This is a genomic window from Pseudomonas sp. WC2 (assembly GCF_050586545.1).
Lineage (GTDB): Bacteria > Pseudomonadota > Gammaproteobacteria > Pseudomonadales > Pseudomonadaceae > Aquipseudomonas.
Genome location: NZ_JBOBDR010000012.1, coordinates 35094 through 55197 on the forward strand (window position 1 = coordinate 35094; position 20104 = coordinate 55197).

The 20104-nt window shown below is 59.4% G+C and carries 14 protein-coding genes and 2 tRNA genes; 10 read left to right on the top strand and 6 right to left on the bottom strand.

Translation table 11 applies throughout. The annotated features are described in order from the left end of the window. The first annotated feature begins 49 nt into the window (after positions 1–49). From ACQ4OE_RS16065 to ACQ4OE_RS16075, 3 genes are all read left to right on the top strand, one after another. Positions 50–1237, top strand: a complete 1188-nt coding sequence (locus tag ACQ4OE_RS16065) for an ATP phosphoribosyltransferase regulatory subunit (protein WP_007915833.1) — start codon at positions 50–52, stop codon at positions 1235–1237. A 54-nt stretch (positions 1238–1291) separates the two neighbouring features. Beyond that, positions 1292–2581, top strand: coding sequence for an adenylosuccinate synthase (locus tag ACQ4OE_RS16070; RefSeq protein WP_430947193.1), 1290 nt, complete (start codon positions 1292–1294; stop codon positions 2579–2581). A 139-nt stretch (positions 2582–2720) separates the two neighbouring features. Continuing rightward, positions 2721–4655, top strand: coding sequence for a methyl-accepting chemotaxis protein (locus ACQ4OE_RS16075; protein ID WP_122594143.1), 1935 nt, complete (start codon positions 2721–2723; stop codon positions 4653–4655). 91 nt (positions 4656–4746) lie between these two features. Here ACQ4OE_RS16075 and ACQ4OE_RS16080 read toward each other — a convergent pair whose 3' ends face one another. The 5 genes from ACQ4OE_RS16080 to ACQ4OE_RS16100 form a co-directional block, all read right to left on the bottom strand. After that, positions 4747–6312 (bottom strand): ABC transporter permease, encoded by a 1566-nt coding sequence (locus ACQ4OE_RS16080; protein WP_430947194.1) that lies wholly within the window; start codon positions 6310–6312, stop codon positions 4747–4749. After that, positions 6312–7322: an extracellular solute-binding protein gene (locus ACQ4OE_RS16085; protein WP_430947195.1), complete on the bottom strand. Its 1011-nt coding sequence runs from the start codon at positions 7320–7322 to the stop codon at positions 6312–6314. The genes ACQ4OE_RS16080 and ACQ4OE_RS16085 overlap by 1 nt, the downstream gene beginning before the upstream one ends. Before the next feature lie 12 nt (positions 7323–7334). Then, entirely contained in the window at positions 7335–7493 is a 159-nt protein-coding gene (locus ACQ4OE_RS16090) for a hypothetical protein (protein WP_430947196.1), read from the bottom strand. 22 nt (positions 7494–7515) lie between these two features. Continuing rightward, positions 7516–7602, bottom strand: a tRNA-Leu gene (locus ACQ4OE_RS16095). Between the two features lie 180 nt (positions 7603–7782). Continuing rightward, positions 7783–7869 (bottom strand) — tRNA-Leu (locus tag ACQ4OE_RS16100). 224 nt (positions 7870–8093) lie between these two features. Between ACQ4OE_RS16100 and rnr the strand changes: the two genes are divergently transcribed. The 7 genes from rnr (at position 8094) to dnaB (ending at position 15326) form a co-directional block, all read left to right on the top strand. After that, positions 8094–10724, top strand: a complete 2631-nt coding sequence (rnr, locus tag ACQ4OE_RS16105) for a ribonuclease R (RefSeq protein ID WP_430947197.1) — start codon at positions 8094–8096, stop codon at positions 10722–10724. Next, positions 10721–11491: a 23S rRNA (guanosine(2251)-2'-O)-methyltransferase RlmB gene (gene rlmB / locus ACQ4OE_RS16110; RefSeq protein ID WP_108224401.1), complete on the top strand. Its 771-nt coding sequence runs from the start codon at positions 10721–10723 to the stop codon at positions 11489–11491. The genes rnr and rlmB overlap by 4 nt, the downstream gene beginning before the upstream one ends. 239 nt (positions 11492–11730) lie before the next feature. After that, positions 11731–12153: a 30S ribosomal protein S6 gene (gene rpsF / locus ACQ4OE_RS16115; protein WP_003236224.1), complete on the top strand. Its 423-nt coding sequence runs from the start codon at positions 11731–11733 to the stop codon at positions 12151–12153. 28 nt (positions 12154–12181) lie between these two features. Beyond that, positions 12182–12412, top strand: coding sequence for a 30S ribosomal protein S18 (gene rpsR, locus ACQ4OE_RS16120; protein WP_002551829.1), 231 nt, complete (start codon positions 12182–12184; stop codon positions 12410–12412). Positions 12413–12448: 36 nt separating this feature from the next. After that, the gene (locus ACQ4OE_RS16125; RefSeq protein WP_122593803.1) at positions 12449–13342 is read left to right on the top strand and encodes a hypothetical protein; all 894 of its coding nucleotides are present in this window, start codon (positions 12449–12451) and stop codon (positions 13340–13342) included. A gap of 19 nt (positions 13343–13361) precedes the next feature. Then, on the top strand, positions 13362–13808 hold the full coding sequence (rplI, locus tag ACQ4OE_RS16130; protein ID WP_003221136.1) for a 50S ribosomal protein L9: 447 nt from the start codon (positions 13362–13364) through the stop codon (positions 13806–13808). A 120-nt stretch (positions 13809–13928) separates the two neighbouring features. Continuing rightward, positions 13929–15326 carry a replicative DNA helicase gene (gene dnaB / locus ACQ4OE_RS16135; protein WP_122593802.1) on the top strand — a complete coding sequence of 466 codons (1398 nt, stop codon included), beginning with the start codon at positions 13929–13931 and terminating at the stop codon, positions 15324–15326. 42 nt (positions 15327–15368) lie between these two features. On the opposite strand, the gene ACQ4OE_RS16140 is transcribed toward dnaB, so the two are convergent. Beyond that, complete coding sequence (locus ACQ4OE_RS16140) at positions 15369–20018, bottom strand: NEL-type E3 ubiquitin ligase domain-containing protein (RefSeq protein WP_430947198.1); 4650 nt, start codon at positions 20016–20018, stop codon at positions 15369–15371. Positions 20019–20104 lie beyond the last annotated feature (86 nt).

Genomic DNA, 20104 nt, shown 5'->3' on the forward strand with positions numbered 1-20104 from the left:
TCAAGGCTCGCCCGCAGGCTGGCCGCCCGGATCAAAGGGGAATGGCGTAATGGCAACGGTAGACCGCTGGCTGCTGCCAGATGGCATCGAAGAAGTACTGCCACCGGAAGCGGCGCGCATTGAAGTCGCGCGTCGTCAGGTGTTGGATCTGTTCCAGAGCTGGGGTTACGAGTTCGTCGTGACTCCCCATATCGAGTACCTGGAATCCCTGCTGACCGGCGCGGGCCAGGACCTGGACCTGCGGACCTTCAAGGTCATCGACCCGCAGTCGGGCCGGCAGATGGGTTTCCGTGCCGACATCACGCCGCAAGTAGCGCGCATTGATGCGCACACCCTGCGTCGCGAAGGCCCGAGTCGTCTGTGCTATGCCGGCAGCGTGCTGCACGCCCAACCGCGTGCATTGTCGTCCTCGCGCAGCCCGATCCAGCTGGGCGCCGAGTTGTACGGCGACGCCAGCCCGAGCAGCGACGTTGAAGTGATCAGCCTGATGCTGGCCATGCTGCAGCTGGCCGATGTGCCGGATGTGCACATGGATCTTGGTCATGTCGGCATCTACCGTGGTCTGGCGCGTGCTGCCGGTCTGTCCGGTGAAGTCGAGCAGCAGTTGTTTGACGCGTTGCAACGCAAGGCCATCGATGAGGTCATTACCTTGACCGAAGGCCTGCCGGCCGACCTGTCCGGCATGCTGCGCGCGCTGGTTGATCTGTGCGGAGGCCGTGAAGTGTTGAGTGCTGCCCGCGAGCGTCTGGCCAATGCGCCGGCGCCAGTTCTGGCGGCACTGGAAGATTTGCTGGCGATCGCCGAGCGTCTGTCGGCGCGCTTCCCGGAGCTGCCGCTGTACTTCGATCTGGGCGAGCTGCGCGGCTACCACTACCACACCGGTGTGGTGTTCGCGGTGTTCGTACCGGGCGTTGGCCAGTCCATCGCTCAGGGCGGTCGCTACGACGACATCGGCGCCGACTTTGGTCGCGCCCGTCCGGCGACAGGCTTCTCCACCGATTTGAAAACCCTGGTGACCCTGGGGCGTGCTGAGATCGAGCTACCGTCTGGCGGTATCTGGATGCCTGACAGTACGGATGCGGCACTCTGGCAGCAGGTTTGCCAGTTGCGCAGTGAGGGTCAGCGTGTCGTTCAGGCGTTGCCTGGACAACCTTTGGCCGCCGCCCGTGATGCGGACTGCGACCGGCAATTGATTCAGCAGAACGGGCTTTGGCAAGTATCGCCACTGGCTTCTTGAGTTTTCCTGCCGGCCATCGCCGGCACCAAGTTTGCGCGAATGAGGACAAGTGTTATGGGTAAGAATGTCGTAGTCCTGGGCACCCAATGGGGTGATGAGGGCAAAGGCAAGATCGTTGATCTGCTGACCGAACATGCTGCCGCCGTAGTGCGCTACCAAGGTGGCCACAACGCTGGTCACACGCTGGTGATCGACGGCGAAAAAACCGTCCTGCACCTGATCCCGTCGGGCGTGTTGCGTGAAGGCGTGCAGTGCCTGATCGGCAATGGCGTGGTGGTTGCACCTGACGCCTTGCTGCGCGAGATCATCAAGCTGGAAGAGAAAGGCGTACCGGTGCGTGAGCGTCTGCGTATCAGCCCGTCCTGCCCGCTGATCCTGTCCTTCCACGTGGCGCTGGACCAGGCCCGTGAAAAAGCCCGTGGCGAGCTGAAGATCGGTACCACCGGTCGCGGCATTGGCCCGGCTTACGAAGACAAGGTTGCTCGTCGTGGCCTGCGTGTTGGCGACCTGCTGAACATGCCGCGCTTCGAAGACAAACTGCGTGAACTGGTGGATTACCACAACTTCATGCTGGTTGGTTACTACAAAGAGCCGGCCATCGAGTTCGAGAAAACCCTGGCCGAGTGCAAGGAATACGCTGAGCTGCTGAAGCCCTTGATGCTCGACGTCACTGCCGAACTGCACGACCTGCGTCGCGCCGGCAAAGACATCATGTTCGAAGGCGCGCAGGGTTCGCTGCTCGACATCGACCACGGTACCTACCCGTACGTGACCAGTTCCAACACCACCGCTGGCGGCGTTGCGACCGGTTCGGGCGTTGGCCCGATGTTCCTTGATTACATCCTGGGCATCACCAAGGCGTACACCACTCGCGTCGGTTCGGGTCCATTCCCGACTGAGCTGTTTGATGACGTGGGTGCGCACCTGGCCAAGCAAGGTCACGAGTTCGGTGCTACCACCGGCCGTGCCCGTCGTTGCGGCTGGTTCGACGCCGTTATCCTGCGTCGCGCTATCGATGTGAACAGCATCTCGGGCATCTGCCTGACCAAGCTGGACGTACTCGACGGTCTGGAAACGATCAACATCTGCGTCGGCTACAAAGATGCCGAAGGCAATGCCGTTGCTCCGACCGATGCTGACAGCTACGTAGGCCTGCAGCCTGTGTACGAAGAAGTGCCAGGCTGGAGCGAATCGACCGTGGGCGCCAAGACCCTGGAAGAGCTGCCAGCTAACGCTCGCGCTTACATCAAACGCGTTGAAGCGTTGATCGGCGCGCCGATCGACATTATTTCGACGGGCCCGGACCGCAACGAAACCATCGTTCTGCGTCATCCGTTCGCTTGATAAGTCGTTGATGTAAAAAACAAAGGCCCCTTAATCGGGGCCTTTGTCGTTTATGCCTGTTGGACGGCATGACCTTTGCTGTGAATCTTCCTACAAGAGTGCCATCAAATTAATGGCGTCAGAAGTAGAGGTATTCACAGTGTCGGCCGTTCTCTCACTGTTACAAAGCCGTTTGTTGCGCCCAGTGTTCGTTACCCTTGGTATCGCCCTTTTGGTGCAAGTGTTGGTGGCCGTCGCCCTGACACGGAGCACCGTCACGGCGCTGGAAGCTGATTTGGCTGTGCGCCTCGGTGCCGATAGCCAGAAACTCTCGGGCGAACTGGAGCAGGCCGGGCGAGAAGTCACTTCAAGCCTCGATAACCTGTCCTCGAGTACCCGGCAGCGTCTGACCGCTGGTTTGTCTGCGCGTTTGAAGGATGAGCAAGCGCAGCTGCGTGCGACGCTAGAAAAGGATCTGAAGGATTCGGCTAATGATATGGCTCAGTTGCTCGCCTCGGTGGCGCCGCGCGCCATGTGGGATAGCGACGTGCCGACCCTGTCCGAGTTCGCTCGCCGCGCCCAGCGCAATCCCAACGTGCTGTTCGTGGTCTACGACGACGCGACTGGCCAGCACCTGACCCGTTATCTCAATCGCGAAAACCCGATCAACAAGGCCTTGCTGGAAAAGGGCCAAGGCGAGCGCGCGCTGGATAAAGTGCTGGATGCGGCGAAGAACGATCCGTCGGTCTACTACCTCGAAGCCTCGATCAATCCGAACGGCGTGGAAATCGGCAAGGTACTGATGGGCGTTTCCACGGCCTCGGTGGAAACCGATCTGGCCGCGCTGGACAAGCGCTTCTCGGCGCTGATCGCGAGCAGCGATCAACTGGTCGGCGACAGCCTTCAAGGTGCCGCCGCCGATAGCGCCAAAGCCATGCAGGCGCGTCTGCAATCGGCACAATCCACCGCCGCCGAAATGAAAGCCAACACGGCCAGCACCGTTCAAGAGGCCGCCGCGACCCTGCGCTGGAGAATCGGTCTGGGCTTGGCGCTGGTCGGCTGCGGCGTGCTGCTGTTGCTGGCCGTGGTGTTGGGCCATCGCGTGGTCAATCGGTTGAAGATGCTCAATGCCGCGATGGATGATCTGGCGGCGGGCGAGGGCGATCTGACCAAGCGCGTGCAGATCAACAGCAAGGACGAGATCGGCGACATGGCGTCGGCAGTCAATCGCTTTGTCGATAAGTTGCAGCCGATCGTGCGCGAGGCGGGCGATGTCGCTCAGCGCACCGGCGTCGAGATTGGCGCAATGACTTTACGCAACGCCGGTGCCGATGCGGCTGCCGGCATGCAGCGTGACGAAGTTGCTGAAAGCCTGCGCGCATTGTCGCAAATGGCTGATGAGGCGCAGTCGGAAAGTCACGCGATGCAGGCGGCGTTGAAGCAGGTGGTGGATATTCGTCAGGCCACGGATGAAAACACTCGCACGTCGGCCAAGGTCGGCAATTTGATCGAGGCACTGGCGGGGCAGGTTGATACGGGGGCGAAAGTCATCGAGCGGCTGGCGCAGCAGAGTGAGCAGATCGAAGTGGTGTTGACGGTGATTCACGGGATTGCCGAACAGACCAATTTGCTGGCACTCAACGCCGCTATCGAGGCCGCGCGCGCTGGCGAAACCGGGCGTGGTTTTGCCGTAGTGGCGGATGAAGTTCGTGCGTTGGCGAGCAAGACGCAAAGCTCCACGGGCGATATTCAGGCGCACATCGTCGCGTTGCAGCAGGGCGCGCGTGAGGCGGTAGAGGCGATCGGTCAGGCCGGACGTCAGGCCAGCGAAGGGCTGCTGGTGTTGCGTGACAGCGCGCGATTGCAGCAATCAGTGCAGGCTTCGGTCGAGCAGGTGCATGCGGCGATTGGTCTGGCGACACAAGCCGCTGCGCATCAGGCGCAGGGTGCACAGGCTGTGCGCGGGCGGGTCGAGACGATTCATGCCCAGGCCGAGAAAGCGGCGCAGGCGGTGGTGGAAACCACGGCGAGTGGCAAGGTGCTGGATGGGTTGGCCGCGCAGCTCAAAGCGAGTCTGGGGCAGTTCAGGGCCTAGCGTTATCCGGAAGGGCCTCTTCGCGAGCAAGCTCGCTCCCACATTGGAATGCATTTCCGTGTGGGAGCGAGCCTGCTCGCGAAAGCAGGCATCAGCGGCTCAGATACATCCGCGTCGTCAGCAGATACACCGGCAACCCCGATACCAAAATCAACAACGCCGCATAAGGCGCCGCTGCCGCAAACTCGACATTCGCGGTATGCGCCCATACCTCGGTCGCCAATGTGTTGAGTCCGGTCGGACTGAGCAGCAGCGTCGCCGTCAATTCCTTCATCGCATCCAGAAACACCAACGCAAACGCCGCGCCCAATGCCGGGAAGATGATCGGCAGCGTCACTCGGCAAAACGCCGTAAACGACGAAGCGCCCAGCGTGCGTGCGGCCTCTTCCAGTTGTGGCGCAGCCTTGTTCAGCGCAGTGCGAATCGGTGCCTGAGCCAGCGGCAGAAACAACAGCGCATAGGCAATCAGCAGCAGTCCCGACGTCTGGTACAGCGCCGGCACGTAATGCAGGGCGAAATACACCAGCGTCAGCGCAATCACCAAACCCGGCAAGGCATGCAGCAGATACGGCAAGCGTTCGGCCCAGATCGCCAATTGGCCTTTGTAACGCACCACCAGCAACCCGACAGGCACCGCCAGCACCAGACACAGCGCCGCACCGCCGAGCGACAACGCCAACGAGGACAGCAGCGCTTCGGTAATCGCCGCCACCGGGAATGCCGCCGACGAACCGACCGCGAGCCAGTATGCCAACATCCCCAACGGAATCCCGCTGCCGACAATCGTCAGCATCAGGCAGTACAGCTGACCGACTACCGCCCATGGCCCAAGCCGAACCTGTTCCGCGCGGCGCGCCGCACCTTGCCCGGTGCGCACATGCCGGCCTTTGCCGCGCACGCGCAGCTCCAGCCACAACAGCACCAGACACAACGCCAGCAACACGGCCGAGAGCATCGCCGCGTTGGCGTTGCTGAATTCCAGTTCGAATTGCTGGTAGATCGCCGTGGTGAAGGTCTGCAGGCCGATGATCGACAGTGCACCAAATTCCACCAGCATGTGCAGGGCAATCAGCAGCGAGCCCGCGAGCAGCGACGGCCAGAGCAACGGCAGGGTGACGCGGAAAAACACGCCCCAGCGGTTCTGCCCAAGGGTGCGCGCGGATTCTTCCAGCGATGGGTCAAGATTGCGCAGGGTCGCCGCCACCGGCAGAAAGATCAGCGGATACTTCGATAGGCTCATCACCAGAATCGCCCCGCCAAGGCCTTCGAACTGTGCGCTCAAAGACACCCAGGTGAAGCTGCTGACAAACGCCGGCACCGCGAACGGCAGGCACAAAATCACGCCCCACAGGCGGCGTCCCGGCAGATTGCTGCGTTCCAGCAGCCAAGCCAGCGACAAACCGATCACGCCGCAAGTGAGGGTTACGCCGACCATCAATGCCAGCGTGTTGCGCAGCAGGCCAAACACATACGGGCGCCACAACAAGTGCAGCGCCTCGGCCCAGCCCGCTTGCCAGGCTTTGAGCCCGACGTAGGCCAGCGGCAACAGGCTCATCACCACCAGTAGCAAGACCGGCAGCACCAGCCAGATTGACGGCCGCTTGCGCTTCGGTACGTAACCCCCGCGCGCGGCGGGGGCGGATAACGATGCGTCCATCAGTTCAAGCCAACTTCACGTTCCAGCTCCAGCGCTTCTTCGGCATTACCCAGATCGGCTGGCGTGACGTTCGGCGCTTCCAGTTCGCTGAACGGCTTGAGCCCGCGATCCGATTCCATGCCTTTGTGCAGCGGGTATTCGGCGGTGGTCTGAGTGATCACGCGCTGACCTTCTTCGCTAGCCATGTAGGCGAGGAATTGCTGGGCTTCTTTCGGATGTTTGCTGGATTTCAGTACGGCAGCGCTGGATACAGTGATCAAGCCGCCAGCGTCACCGCCGGTGAAGTAGTGCAGTTTCGAGTCGAGTTTGCCTTTCTCGCGCTGCAGGGCGAACCAGTAGTAGTTGTTCACCAAGACTGTGGCAACTTCGCCGTTTTCCACGGCTTTGAGCGCAACCATGTTGTTGCTGTAGGTCTTGCCAAACGCGCGCAGGCCGGTCAGCCATTCTTCGGCGGCGTCGCGACCGTGCATTTTGATAATCGCTACGGCCTGTTCCTGGAACGCGCCGCTGGTCGGTACGAAGCCGACTTTGCCCTGCCATTGCGGATCGGAGAACTCCATCACCGATTTCGGCAGGTCTTTCTCATCGACCAGTTTCGGGTTGTAGGCCACCACCCGAACCCGCGCAGTTACGCCGATCCACGTGCCGTTACCGGCGACATATTTTTCCGGCAGAACGGCCAGGGTGGCGTTATCAGTCTTGGCCAGCAGGCCCAGTTCGCCAAGGTTGTTCAGCGGCGGCGACTCTTCGGTGTAGATCACGTCGGCGGGGGAGAGGTCGCCTTCTTCGATGATCTGGCTGGCGAGCTGGTTGCTGCTGCCCTTGCGCACGTTGACGTGAATGCCGGTCTTGGCTTCGAAGGCTTTGGCGATCGCGTCGCCGACTTCCTTGTGCTGGCCGTTGTAGAGAGTCAGGGAAACCGCATCGGCAGCCTGGGTGAGGGGAGTGGCGAGCGCCAGGCCGAGAAGGGTAAAGGTCAAGCCTCGGCGCAGGGTATTTCGAAACGTCATTCGCAGGGTTCCTCACTGTCGCATTGCAAAAACTTGCAACAATGATAAACGATATTGTTTCTCAAGTGCGCCTTGCGGTGGGGCTGGCGTTTTGATAGGCGCGGTAGTGATTGATTTTTCTGGAACCCAGAAACGCAAAAACCCGCTTTCGCGGGTTTCTGTGAAATCCAAGGTCGTAACCTTGAATTTGAATTGGTGCCCAGAAGAAGACTCGAACTTCCACGACCTTGCGGTCACCAGCACCTGAAGCTGGCGTGTCTACCAATTTCACCATCTGGGCAATCATCGCTAGCGTTGCCGCTGTTGATGTGGCGCACTATACGGAGCGCATTTTGATCTGTAAACCCCTGATTTAATTTTAATAAATCAGTTTTAAGAAAGCCCGGGCTTAGAATGCAAAAAACCCGCTTTCGCGGGTTTTGTGTGAGTCTTGAAACTGATCTAGTCTCAAACTCTAAATTGGTGCCCAGAAGAAGACTCGAACTTCCACGACCTTGCGGTCACCAGCACCTGAAGCTGGCGTGTCTACCAATTTCACCATCTGGGCAGTATCAACAACGCTTGCGTCGTCGATGGCGCGCACTATACGGAGCGTCTTTTTAACTGTAAACCCCTGTCAGCAAAAAATATGATTTTTTTTACCGGCGGTGGTCAAAACGGCTTTCGGGCGTCGAAACAGGCCCTCAGTTGGGCCTTATATAGTCGGAAATTTCCCGTTTCATGACGCCTATGCCAAACTAACCCGCATATAGACAAGGTGAAAACTCTCTAATGGCCGATTGGCAGTCCCTCGATCCCGAGGCCGCTCGTGAAGCGGAAAAATATGAAAACCCTATTCCTAGCCGCGAACTGATCCTGGCGCATCTCGCCGATCGGGGTTCGCCTGCTGCCCGCGAGCAACTGGTGGAAGAGTTTGGTCTGACCACAGAAGACCAGATCGAAGCCTTGCGCCGCCGCCTTCGCGCCATGGAGCGCGACGCTCAACTGATCTACACCCGCCGTGGCACGTACGCGCCGGTCGACAAGCTCGACCTGATCCTCGGTCGCATCAGCGGTCACCGTGACGGTTTCGGCTTCCTGGTGCCTGATGACGGCAGCGATGACCTGTTCATGAGCCCGGCGCAAATGCGTCTGGTGTTCGACGGTGACCGTGCGCTGGCCCGTGTTTCCGGCCTCGACCGTCGCGGTCGCCGCGAAGGCGTGATCGTCGAAGTGGTTTCGCGTGCTCACGAAACCATCGTCGGTCGCTACTTTGAAGAGGGCGGCATCGGCTTCGTCGTTGCAGACAACCCGAAGATCCAGCAAGAAGTGCTGGTCACCCCGGGCCGTAATGCCAACGCCCAGATCGGTCAGTTCGTCGAGGTGAAAATCACCCACTGGCCAACGCCGCGCTTCCAGCCGCAAGGCGATGTGGTTGAAGTGGTCGGGAACTACATGGCGCCGGGCATGGAAATCGATGTTGCCCTGCGCGCCTACGATATCCCGCACGTCTGGCCTGAAGCCGTTTTGAAAGAAGCGGCCAAGCTCAAGCCGGAAGTCGAAGAGAAAGACAAAGAGAAGCGCGTCGATCTGCGCCATCTGCCGTTCGTCACCATCGACGGCGAAGATGCCCGCGACTTCGACGATGCGGTTTACTGCGAAGCCAAACCTGGCAAGTTGCGCCTGTTCTCCGGCGGCTGGAAGTTGTACGTGGCCATTGCTGACGTCTCCAGCTACGTGAAGATCGGTTCGGCGTTGGACAATGAATCTCAGGTTCGCGGCAACTCGGTGTACTTCCCCGAGCGCGTAGTGCCGATGCTGCCTGAACAACTGTCGAACGGCCTGTGCTCGCTGAACCCTCACGTCGATCGTCTGGCCATGGTTTGCGAGATGACCATCTCCAAGTCCGGCGAAATGACCGACTACTGCTTCTATGAAGCGGTGATCCATTCCCACGCTCGTCTGACGTACAACAAAGTCAGCGCGATGCTGGAAACGCCGAAACTTACAGAGGCGCGCCAGCTTCGCGGCGAGTACAACGACGTTCTGCCGCACCTCAAGCAGCTCTATGCGCTGTACAAGGTTCTGCTGGCTGCTCGTCACGTCCGTGGCGCGATCGATTTCGAAACGCAGGAAACCCGGATCATCTTCGGGGCTGAGCGCAAGATTGCCGAGATCCGTCCAACCGTTCGTAACGATGCGCACAAGCTGATCGAGGAGTGCATGCTGGCGGCCAACGTGGCCACCGCTGAATTCCTGAAGAAGCACGAAATACCCGCGTTGTATCGTGTTCACAACGGCCCGCCGCCGGAGCGTCTGGAAAAACTGCGCGCCTTCCTTGGCGAGCTCGGGCTGTCCCTGCACAAAGGCAAGGACGGTCCGTCGCCGAAGGACTATCAGGCCTTGCTGGCGAGCATCAAGGATCGTCCGGATTTCCACCTGATCCAGACCGTCATGCTGCGTTCGCTGAGCCAAGCGGTGTACAGCGCTGACAATCAGGGCCACTTCGGCCTGAATTATGAAGCCTATACCCACTTCACCTCGCCGATCCGTCGCTATCCGGACCTGCTGACGCACCGCGCGATCCGCAGCGTGATCCATTCGAAACAGGACACCCCGCACGTTCGTCGTGCCGGTGCGATGACCATTCCGAAGGCGCGTATTTACCCGTACGACGAGGCGGCGCTGGAACAACTCGGCGAGCAATGCTCGATGAGCGAACGCCGTGCCGATGAGGCGACCCGCGACGTCGTGAACTGGCTCAAGTGCGAGTTCATGAAAGATCGCGTGGGCGAGTCGTTCCCGGGCGTGATCACCGCGGTGACCGGCTTTGGTTTGTTCGTCGAGCTGACCGATATCTACGTCGAAGGCCTGGTGCACGTCACCGCGCTGCCGGGCGATTACTACCACTTCGATCCTGTGCATCACCGCTTGGCGGGCGAGCGCACCGGTCGCAGCTTCCGTCTCGGCGATACCGTTGAAGTGCGCGTCATGCGCGTTGACCTCGACGAGCGCAAGATCGACTTCGAGATGGCAGAAAAAACCATCAGCGCGCCGATCGGCCGCAAAAAGCGCGGTGCTGAAACTGCTGCGCCTGCTGCCAAAACCTCGGAAGAGAAGGCTCCAGCGAAAACCGCTGGTCGTCGTCCGGCCAAGGAAAAGGCTGCTGAAGCCTACCGCCCAAGCGACGCCGTGGCGAAAAACGCCGAGTTGCGCAAAAGCCGTGAAATGAAGAAAGCGCTGCTTTCTGACGCCAAAAACGGTGGTAAAGCGGCGTCCGGGGGAAAGACCGGACGGTCGGCGCCTGAAAAGGCCTCCGGCGGCAAACCAGCCAAACCGAGCAAACACCGCAAAGGCCCGCCAAAAGCGGGTTCGGCTCCAGCCAAAAGTGGCGGGGCCCGTAAACCGAAGGCGAAGTCATGAGTCAGTTGGAAAAAATCTACGGCGTTCACGCGGTAGAAGCGTTGCTGCGTCACCACCCGAAACGCGTCAAGCAGATCTGGCTGGCTGAAAGCCGCAACGATCCGCGCGTGCAGACGCTGGTTGAGCTGGCCAACGAAAACCGTGTTCAGGTTGGTCAGGCTGAGCGCCGCGAAATGGACGCTTGGGTTGAAGGCGTGCACCAAGGCGTGGTCGCAGAAGTTAGCCCTAGCCAGGTCTGGGGCGAAGCGATGCTCGACGAATTGCTCGATCGCACCGAAGGCGCGCCACTGTTGCTGGTGCTCGACGGCGTCACCGATCCGCACAACCTCGGCGCGTGCCTGCGCTCGGCCGATGCGGCCGGCGCGCTGGCAGTGATCGTGCCGAAGGACAAGTCGGCGACCCTGACGCCGGTCGTGCGTAAAGTCGCTTGCGGCGCGGCGGAAGTGATTCCATTGGTTGCGGTGACTAACCTCGCGCGCACCCTGGAAAAACTTCAGCAGCGCGGTCTGTGGATTGTCGGTACGGCGGGTGAGGCCGAGGTCAGCATCTATGACCAGGACCTGACCGGCCCGACCATCCTGATCATGGGCGCCGAAGGCAAGGGCATGCGTCGCTTGACCCGCGAGCACTGCGACTATCTGGTGAAACTGCCGATGGCCGGTAGCGTCAGCAGCCTCAACGTTTCGGTGGCCACCGGTGTTTGCCTGTTCGAAGCTCAGCGCCAGCGTGGTGCGAAAGCCAAGGCGAGCGCTTCGCGCAAGCCATAAGCTTATAGCTGCAAGCCTCAAGCTAAAAGCGGACCCGCTTGCAGCTTGAGGCTCGATGCTTACAGCTGTTGTTCAAATAATCACCAATTGCCTTGCACCTCTTCTGTCCCTTCTCTACAATTGCGCCCCTTGCTGTGACGGCAGGCACGCATGTGCCCCGCGCCAGCAAGTCCATAAGTGTCATTCACTCCTTGTCTGACCGTTTTTGAGCGGCAGGCTACAACCCGTAAGGAGCATTCATGCGTCATTACGAAATCATCTTTTTGGTCCACCCGGATCAAAGCGAGCAAGTCGGCGGCATGGTTGAGCGTTACACCAAGCTGATCGAAGAAGACGGCGGCAAAATCCACCGTCTGGAAGATTGGGGCCGTCGTCAACTGGCCTACGCAATCAACAATGTTCACAAGGCTCACTACGTGATGCTGAACGTTGAGTGCACTGGCAAGGCCCTGGCCGAGCTGGAAGACAACTTCCGCTACAACGATGCAGTGATCCGTAACCTGGTCATCCGTCGCGAAGAAGCCGTTACTGGCCAATCCGAGATGCTCAAGGCTGAAGAAAACCGCAGTGAGCGCCGTGAGCGTCGCGACCGTCCTGAGCACGAAGGCGCTGATAGCGCTGATAGTGATGACAGCGACAACAGCGATAACGCTGACGAGTAATCCACGGACCTTTTAAGGAGCCTATCAAATGGCACGTTTCTTCCGTCGTCGTAAATTCTGCCGCTTCACCGCTGAAGACGTGAAGGAGATCGATTACAAAGATCTCAACACTCTGAAAGCCTACGTATCCGAGACCGGCAAAATCGTTCCAAGCCGCATCACCGGTACCAAAGCTCGTTATCAGCGTCAGCTGGCCACCGCTATCAAGCGCGCCCGCTTCCTGGCCCTGCTGGCCTACACCGACAGCCACGGCCGCTGAGACCGGGCAGTCGACAAGTAGCAAAGGATTGAATGCATGCGTGCCTTAGCTGAGTTCATCATGCGAGGCCGTATGCAGGCCACTCTCGTGGTGGCCGGATGTGCAACATTGCCGTTGTTGTATTGGTTGGGTGCTGCCGCCGGGAGCCTTGTGCTCCTGCGGCGCGGATTGACGGACGCCCTCGGTGTTCTGTCGCTGGGACTGCTGCCAGCCTTGATCTGGTGGCTGTATGCCGATGACCCACGGGCACTTCTGGTGCTGCTGGGGTCTTCGGGACTCGCGTTGGTTTTGCGCGCGAGTGAATCCTGGGTCCGTACGCTGCTGGTCAGCGTAGTGATTGGCGTGGTGTTTTCAGTGGTGCTCGGGGCTGCATTTGCGGCCCAGATCGAGATGCTCGCGCAGGCCTTGATAAAGGTCATGCCGGCGCTTCTCGGTGAGACTTACAAGCAATTGTCGGTCGAAGAGCAAGCGCGTTTCGCGTCCCTGATTGCACCCGTCCTGACCGGACTGATTGCGGCGTTGTTGCAGATCGTCAGCGTGCTGAGCCTGATTATCGGGCGTCATTGGCAGGCGTTGTTGTACAACCCGGGTGGTTTTGGTCGCGAGTTTCGCGCCATCCGGATCCCGCTGGGGCCGGCGATGTTACTGCTGGCGTTGATGCTTCTGGGCCCGAATCTCGGTGCACAGATGGCCATGTTGACGCCGTTGTGCAGTGTACCGCTGGTGTTCGCCGGACTTGCCCTGATTCATGGGCTGGTCGGGCAGAAGCGACTGGCCGGTTTCTGGCTGGTGGGGTTGTACGTCACGCTGTTGCTGTTCATGCAGCTGCTCTATCCGTTGCTCGTGGTTCTGGCCATTGTCGACAGCCTGATTGATTTTCGCGGTCGTCACGTGTCGAAAGACACCGATAACGCGAACGGTGAAGGTTAAAAGTTAAGAGGATTTCCACATGCAACTGATCCTTCTGGAAAAAATCGCCAACCTGGGCAACCTGGGCGACAAAGTAAACGTTAAGGCTGGTTACGGCCGTAACTACCTGCTGCCTTTCGGCAAAGCTACCGCTGCGACCGCTGCCAACCTGGCTGCGTTCGAAGAGCGTCGTGCTGAGCTGGAAAAAGCTGCCGCAGACCGTAAGGCATCGGCTGAAAGCCGTGCTGCCCAACTGGCCGAGCTGGAAGTGACCATCACTGCCACCGCTGGCGACGAAGGCAAGCTGTTCGGTTCGATCGGTACTCACGACATCGCTGACGCACTGACCGCTTCCGGCGTTGAAGTGCAGAAGAGCGAAGTTCGTCTGCCGAACGGCACCATCCGCAACGTGGGTGAATTCGACGTGGCTGTGCACCTGCACGCCGAAGTTGAAGCCACCGTACGCGTTGTCGTGGTAGCAGCTTAAGCAACACCTGATCGGCTGGCGGCTTGCCCGTCAGACGGTTAACATCGGGCACGATCCTGTTTACAGGTCGTGCCCTTTGTCTTTCTGAATTCCCTGCTTTTCACTAACACTCAAGTGGCCATGAACGATATTTCCGCTCCCGAGCAATACGATCTGCAAACCGCTGCCCTGAAGGTGCCGCCGCATTCCATCGAGGCCGAACAGGCTGTACTCGGTGGTCTGATGCTGGACAACAACGCCTGGGAACGCGTGCTTGATCAAGTCTCTGATGGCGATTTCTATCGACATGACCACCGTCTGATCTTCCGTGCGATCGCCAAACTGGCTGATCAGAACTCGCCGATCGACGTCGTGACCCTTGCCGAACAACTCGACAAGGAAGGTCAGACCTCGCAAGTCGGCGGCCTCGGTTACCTTGGCGAACTGGCGAAAAACACGCCGTCCGTCGCCAACATCAAGGCCTATGCGCAAATCGTCCGTCAGCGGGCGACGTTGCGCCAATTGATCGGCATCAGCACCGAAATCGCCGACAGTGCCTTCAACCCGGAAGGGCGTACCGCCGAGGAAATCCTCGACGAAGCCGAGCGACAGATCTTCGCGATCGCCGAGGCCCGGCCGAAAACCGGTGGCCCGGTGGGTGTGAACGAGTTGCTGACCAAGGCCATCGATCGCATCGATACGCTGTTCAACACCGACGAAGCCATTACCGGCCTGTCCACTGGCTACACCGACCTCGATGAGAAGACCAGCGGCCTGCAACCGGCTGACTTGATCATCGTCGCCGGTCGTCCGTCGATGGGTAAAACCACCTTCGCGATGAACCTGGTGGAAAACGCCGTACTGCGCAGCGACAAGGCTGTTCTGGTGTATTCCCTCGAGATGCCAGGCGAATCGCTGGTCATGCGTATGCTGTCGTCTCTTGGCCGGATCGACCAGACCAAGGTACGTTCCGGTCAGTTGGAAGATGACGACTGGCCGCGCCTGACCTCGGCGGTCAACCTGCTCAATGACCGCAAGCTGTTCATCGACGACACCGCCGGTATCAGCCCGTCGGAAATGCGTGCGCGTACCCGGCGCTTGGCCCGTGAACACGGTGACATCGGTCTGATCATGATCGACTACCTTCAGTTGATGCAGATTCCAGGTTCCGGCGGCGATAACCGCACCAACGAAATTTCTGAAATCTCGCGTTCCTTGAAAGCCCTGGCCAAGGAATTCAACTGCCCGGTGGTGGCTCTGTCGCAGCTCAACCGTTCCCTCGAGCAGCGACCGAACAAACGTCCGATCAACTCCGACCTCCGGGAATCCGGAGCGATCGAGCAGGACGCCGACGTGATCATGTTCGTTTACCGCGACGAGGTGTATCACCCGGAAACCGAGCACAAAGGCATCGCTGAAATCATCATCGGCAAGCAGCGTAACGGCCCGATCGGTTTTATCCGTTTGGCGTTCATCGGCAAGTACACCCGCTTCGAAAACCTCGCACCGGGCAGTTATAACTTCGACGACGACGAGTGATAGCTGGCCGAAATCATTCGGCCAGCCTTGGTTTACCTCCTGTTATTTACCTTTGGCAGCGGATGTCTTTTGCTCAACGAGTTCCTGACGCGTCAGGGTCTCGGTCAGTGTTGCTTCCTCAATCACCAGTGATGCCTGCAGCGATTTGGATTGCGCTTCGTAATCGGCTTGAGAGAGTTTTTGCTCCGCGTACGCATCGTCCAGCGCTGCTTGCTTGTCTTGAAACGGCTGGCGCTGGGTTTCGAATTGCGCACGGTGTTTGTGGGTAATGAATTCCTGCCAGAACTCTCTGGACACCAATGCCTGAAACTCCTCCGGCGAATTGTCCATCGCCTTGACGGTTGCGTAGGCGCCATCCAGATCGGCCTTCGACACATTGACCAATTGGGTAAACGCGGCGCGCTCCGGCTGTCCGGGCAATTGCAGGCGATCCTTGAGGCCGTGGCGATAAGCCAGGCGGATTTCCACCTCCTCGTGAACCAAGTGTTCATGTTCACCAGCCCCTCGATCACCTCGCTCGGCGCGCGCCTTTGCCTCGCGTCCGGCGATGTCGGCGGAGGCGATTTTGTCCACTTCATGTAAACGGAACAGGCCTCTGGACAGTTCAGTCAATTGGGCGCCTTGGGTCAGATCCGTCGCCTGGGCGTGGGCGAAGTAGATCATCGTCCGGGTTTCCAGATTGGCGAACGTGAAGGCTGCGCGATCACAGCACGCCGCTGCGCCCGCCCGGTCGAACAACTCCCGGCGCAGGCTTTCCGATTGCGGGGAGTTTTCAGTGATGCTGTCGATAACCTTCCAGACGCGACGTTGCAGGTCGGCCTGGCTTCCCGGATCCTGCAATAACAGCCCCAGCGTATTGAAGAACCCATCCGAACCCGCCTCGCTGCGCAGCAATTGCCATTGCGCTTTCCTGGCCGTTATCTGCTCGGCAGACAAACCCACCGCCCAGCGGCTCATCGGATCGCCAATCGGGACTCTGACGACGGCGGAGGTTTCTCGACGCGTAGAGGTGAGCACCAGATTGTTGGGTCCTGGCAGTGTTATTGCCCTCTCGGTCAGGCGATTGCTGAATTGAGTCACTCGGGCGAGGGTCTCATCCGACAAAGGATTATTGGTGATGTCGGTGATGTTGGTCAGACGCACGGCATGGGCCAGACGTTCGTTCGCCGGCGCGATGACCGCGTCGGGAATCTCGGTGATGCGGTTGTGACTCAGGTCGACGTAGGCCAACAAGAGCTGATCGGTCAGGCCGCCAGGGAATGTCTCAAGACCATTATGGGCAAGGCTGAGCATGCGTAAATCAGCCATTTGGCTGAAGTCCGGAATGTTGCCCAGTCGAATATTGCGCGATAGAAACAGCGCCCGCAGCGTCGTTCGCTCGGAGAGAATCCGGGCGCTGTCGGCGGTCAGGGATATCTCGTTGCTTTGCAGAAACAGGCGAGTCAGCGCATGCATTTCGCCGATGGCCGGGGGCAATTCGCGCAATTTGTTGTCTGACAAATCCAGCCAGCGCACATGGCGGAAGTGAGTCAGAAAACCCTCGGGAGACGTTTGAAGGTTCATCTTTTTCAGCTTCAGTGAGCCAACATGACTGAAGTCCACACGGATGTCCGGCAGGGTTTCCAGTGTCAGATTGCTGAGATCCAGTTCCAGGCCGATCGTCGTACCGTCACTCGCACGCATTTGCGCAGTTTCCTGCCGCCAGCAAGCCAGAATTCGGTTTCTGGCTTCAGCTCGATCTTCACGGAACCCGTGCCTGAGCTGAATTTGAGTCGCGTGAGTGTAGTTCTGACGGGTGCCTCCGCCGCCAGTGAAGACCCAGTTGTCGAGCTGACCTTTCAATAAGCTGAACTCTTGTTCGAGGGTAATCAGCTTGGCCAGGGCGGTATCCGGCTCAATGCCCCACATAATGTTGCGGCACTCCTCGATGCTTTTGTGTGGGTACAAGCGCCGGTAACGTTGCGCCGGGGCGTTTTCACTATCGAATCCGGCGCTCTTGCCCGGCATTACCAGTTCGGGATGGTTCAAAGTGAGACGGCGCCAGTACGCATCGAAGATTTTCCAGTAATCGGCGGGAAAGTTGTTGCGCTCGAGCAGGGTTGCGCCGTTGCGTCGTGCCATCGATTCAAGTTTTTCCGGCGCAGGATTGAGGCAGGCTTCAGGTACTGCTTTCAAATGGTTGTGGCTCAGATTGAGATACAACCAAGGGGTGTTTTCCTGCAGGCCCTTGGGCCAGTCACTGATTCCGGTATGACTGAGGTCCAGATAGTCCAGCCCGGCCATGGCGCTGAAGTCAGGTAAAACCTTGAGTGGATTTTTCGCCAGATCAATGCGCGTCAGATGTTTGAGGGCGCCCAGAGTTGTCGCGCTCTGCTGATCGAGTTGAAGTTTATTTTCCTGCAGATCCAGCGTCTTCAGCTTGCTCATTTCAGCGACCTTGGGCGGAAGCTGCTCGAGGGTGGAGTTGTTGATCTTCAAGGTTTCCAGGTTGGCAAAGCCGGACAGAAACGCGTCAGCGTCAACCGTCCATTCGACGCTATCGAGGTGTAACTCACGCACATGACTGAAGTCCGCGGACAGCAGCGGCAGCACACTGGTTTGGGCTCGGGTGCTCCACCTGTTGTGGAATCCGAGGGTCAATGTGCTTTCGCGTTTGTCCAGCCAGCATCGCCTGATGGCTTTCGCGGCATTGACGGCCAGTTCACGTTCGCCACGAGGCAGCGCCTCTTTTGCCATGAGGAAACTGTGCAGATCGGCGTCCAGTTTCTCGAGTGCGCGCTGACGATTGGCCATTTGTGTGCCGGCGTCGTCCATGTCCAGAAGGTATTTTTTCGCGGCAGTCACGTCCATGTCGGTATGCAACGTCCGCGCGCGGAACACGTCGGGGAGATTCTTTTCCAGCCTGAAGAGGTCATGGTTGACGGTGGCGGCCAGAGTCGGATGGTTGCGTTCAACTCGCTGCCAGAAGCGCTCAAAGTGCTTCCAGTAACCTTCCGGGAACGGGTTGTGTTCCAACAGGATATGGCGATTGATCCCGGCGATCGCTTCGAGTCGGGCATCGGTGGGATTCAGGTAAGCCGAAGGCACTTCGTTGATCTGATTGCTACGCAGGTCGACAAGGTCCAGCTGAGTCAGCTTGTCCAGCCATTGCGGCCACTCTGCGATACCCGTTTCGCTGAGATCCAGTTTGCGCAGACCCGGCATGCTGGCGCAATCGGGTAGCGTACCCAGCGGGTTTTTCGCCAGGACCAGGCTTTCCAGGCGATTGAGCGCGCTTAGCGTGCCTGCGCTGGCAGCGTCCAGTCGCAAACCGTTGGCGCGCAGATCCAGAACCTTGAGGTTGGGCATCTTGCCAATGGCGGGTGGGAGTTCCTTGAGCGCCGAACGGCTGATGACCAGCGTTTCCAGACCGGTGAAGCCGTTGAGGAAGGTCTCCGCCCCCGTGCTCCATGCCGCGAGGTCGAGTTCTAGCGAACGCACATGGCTGAAATCCGCAGTCAGTGCCGGCAGCTTTACGTTCTCCGCAGGCAGCTTCAGCTTTGGCTCGGTCTGACGCCGCCAGCAGCGCTTGATGTCGTGGGCGATCAATTTGGTCTGCGTCTTTGAGACCGCAGGGATCTGGGCGTGGGTTTGAGTCCAGTCCTGCAAGTCCTTTTTCAGGGTTTTGTACTCGGCCTCTTTGCGGGTCAGTGCGCCCGAGACATCGTCACCCAATGACTGCAGATAGCGGGCGATCTGGGTATCGTCGAAACCCGGATACAGTTTTTGTACACGTGGCTCAGGACGATTCGGTCGATGCACGAAAGCGGCGAAACGGTCGACCAGGCTTTGTCGGATTGACCGTGGTCGCTCACCTCGGCGCATCCCGCCTTGCCCTTCGACATTGACGCCGACCCAGCCATCTTGAGGATCCATCGCGATCGGCTCCGAACGTCCGGGGCGCGTGGCGACATACGTATTGTCGGTGTCCGCGGCCACTGGATCATCGGACCGGACAATGCGCATCACCGGCACTTGCGGCGATGAAGCGTCGCGATCATGCAACACCTGATAAGCCCGCTCACGGATCGTCACGTAGAGTTTTTCGTCGTGGCGAAACAGCCCTTGGCTGTCGGGTTCGACCTCGGAGAAATCCAGCGCCGTGCGGAATGCTTCCAGGCGTGTGTCGGACAGCGGGAAGATGATCGACTCAAGGTCGCTGCGCGGATGCCACAAGCCGCTGTCCGGATCACGGGTCAGCAACGGTCCCGAGGCAACCTGCTCGCTTTGCAGTTTTGCACGGTACAGACCGGTTTGAGGATCCCGGGCGATGTGCACGGTGTCACCGTCCGACAGGTCGACAAACTGGCGGCCCTTCAATGTTCGCACGCCTTGCGCATCGGCAGCCGGTAGCGCCGCGATGGCAGGCACCCGGTAGCGCTCCAGCGAAGGCGCTGAGGTATGCGGAGTGAGTGCTGTGCCGCTCGGCAGCTCACTGATCGTGACCTGAGGAGCCGGCAAAATGGCGTCAGGATCGTTGGCGATGGCAATCCTGTCGAGCTCCGGCAACAGGTGTGGTCGCGGAGTGGGGGTGAGATCGAAGTCGACGCGGATCGGGCGATCCGGAATCAGGTGCGGGAGATCCACCGTTGCGTCCGGTCGGGTGTGGATATCGACGGTCGTGGTGCCGTGGATCGATGGTTTCTTTTTCATGTGCGTCCTTGCAGGGGCGCCTCGTCGGCGCCCGCGAACGGGTGCAGACAAGGCAGTCGGCATCATTGCCTGTTGAATACGTCGGC

What these genes read in the sequence shown, in the direction of transcription:
- ACQ4OE_RS16125 (WP_122593803.1), top strand. Translation starts at nt 12,449, where the DNA reads ATGCGTGCCTTAGCTGAGTTCATCATGCGAGGCCGTATGCAGGCCACT.
- dnaB (WP_122593802.1), top strand. Translation starts at nt 13,929, where the DNA reads ATGAACGATATTTCCGCTCCCGAGCAATACGATCTGCAAACCGCTGCC.
- rlmB (WP_108224401.1), top strand. Translation starts at nt 10,721, where the DNA reads ATGAGTCAGTTGGAAAAAATCTACGGCGTTCACGCGGTAGAAGCGTTG.
- rpsR (WP_002551829.1), top strand. Translation starts at nt 12,182, where the DNA reads ATGGCACGTTTCTTCCGTCGTCGTAAATTCTGCCGCTTCACCGCTGAA.
- rpsF (WP_003236224.1), top strand. Translation starts at nt 11,731, where the DNA reads ATGCGTCATTACGAAATCATCTTTTTGGTCCACCCGGATCAAAGCGAG.
- ACQ4OE_RS16070 (WP_430947193.1), top strand. Translation starts at nt 1,292, where the DNA reads ATGGGTAAGAATGTCGTAGTCCTGGGCACCCAATGGGGTGATGAGGGC.
- ACQ4OE_RS16085 (WP_430947195.1), bottom strand. Translation starts at nt 7,322, where the DNA reads ATGACGTTTCGAAATACCCTGCGCCGAGGCTTGACCTTTACCCTTCTC.
- ACQ4OE_RS16065 (WP_007915833.1), top strand. Translation starts at nt 50, where the DNA reads ATGGCAACGGTAGACCGCTGGCTGCTGCCAGATGGCATCGAAGAAGTA.
- ACQ4OE_RS16080 (WP_430947194.1), bottom strand. Translation starts at nt 6,312, where the DNA reads ATGGACGCATCGTTATCCGCCCCCGCCGCGCGCGGGGGTTACGTACCG.
- rnr (WP_430947197.1), top strand. Translation starts at nt 8,094, where the DNA reads ATGGCCGATTGGCAGTCCCTCGATCCCGAGGCCGCTCGTGAAGCGGAA.
- rplI (WP_003221136.1), top strand. Translation starts at nt 13,362, where the DNA reads ATGCAACTGATCCTTCTGGAAAAAATCGCCAACCTGGGCAACCTGGGC.
- ACQ4OE_RS16140 (WP_430947198.1), bottom strand. Translation starts at nt 20,018, where the DNA reads ATGAAAAAGAAACCATCGATCCACGGCACCACGACCGTCGATATCCAC.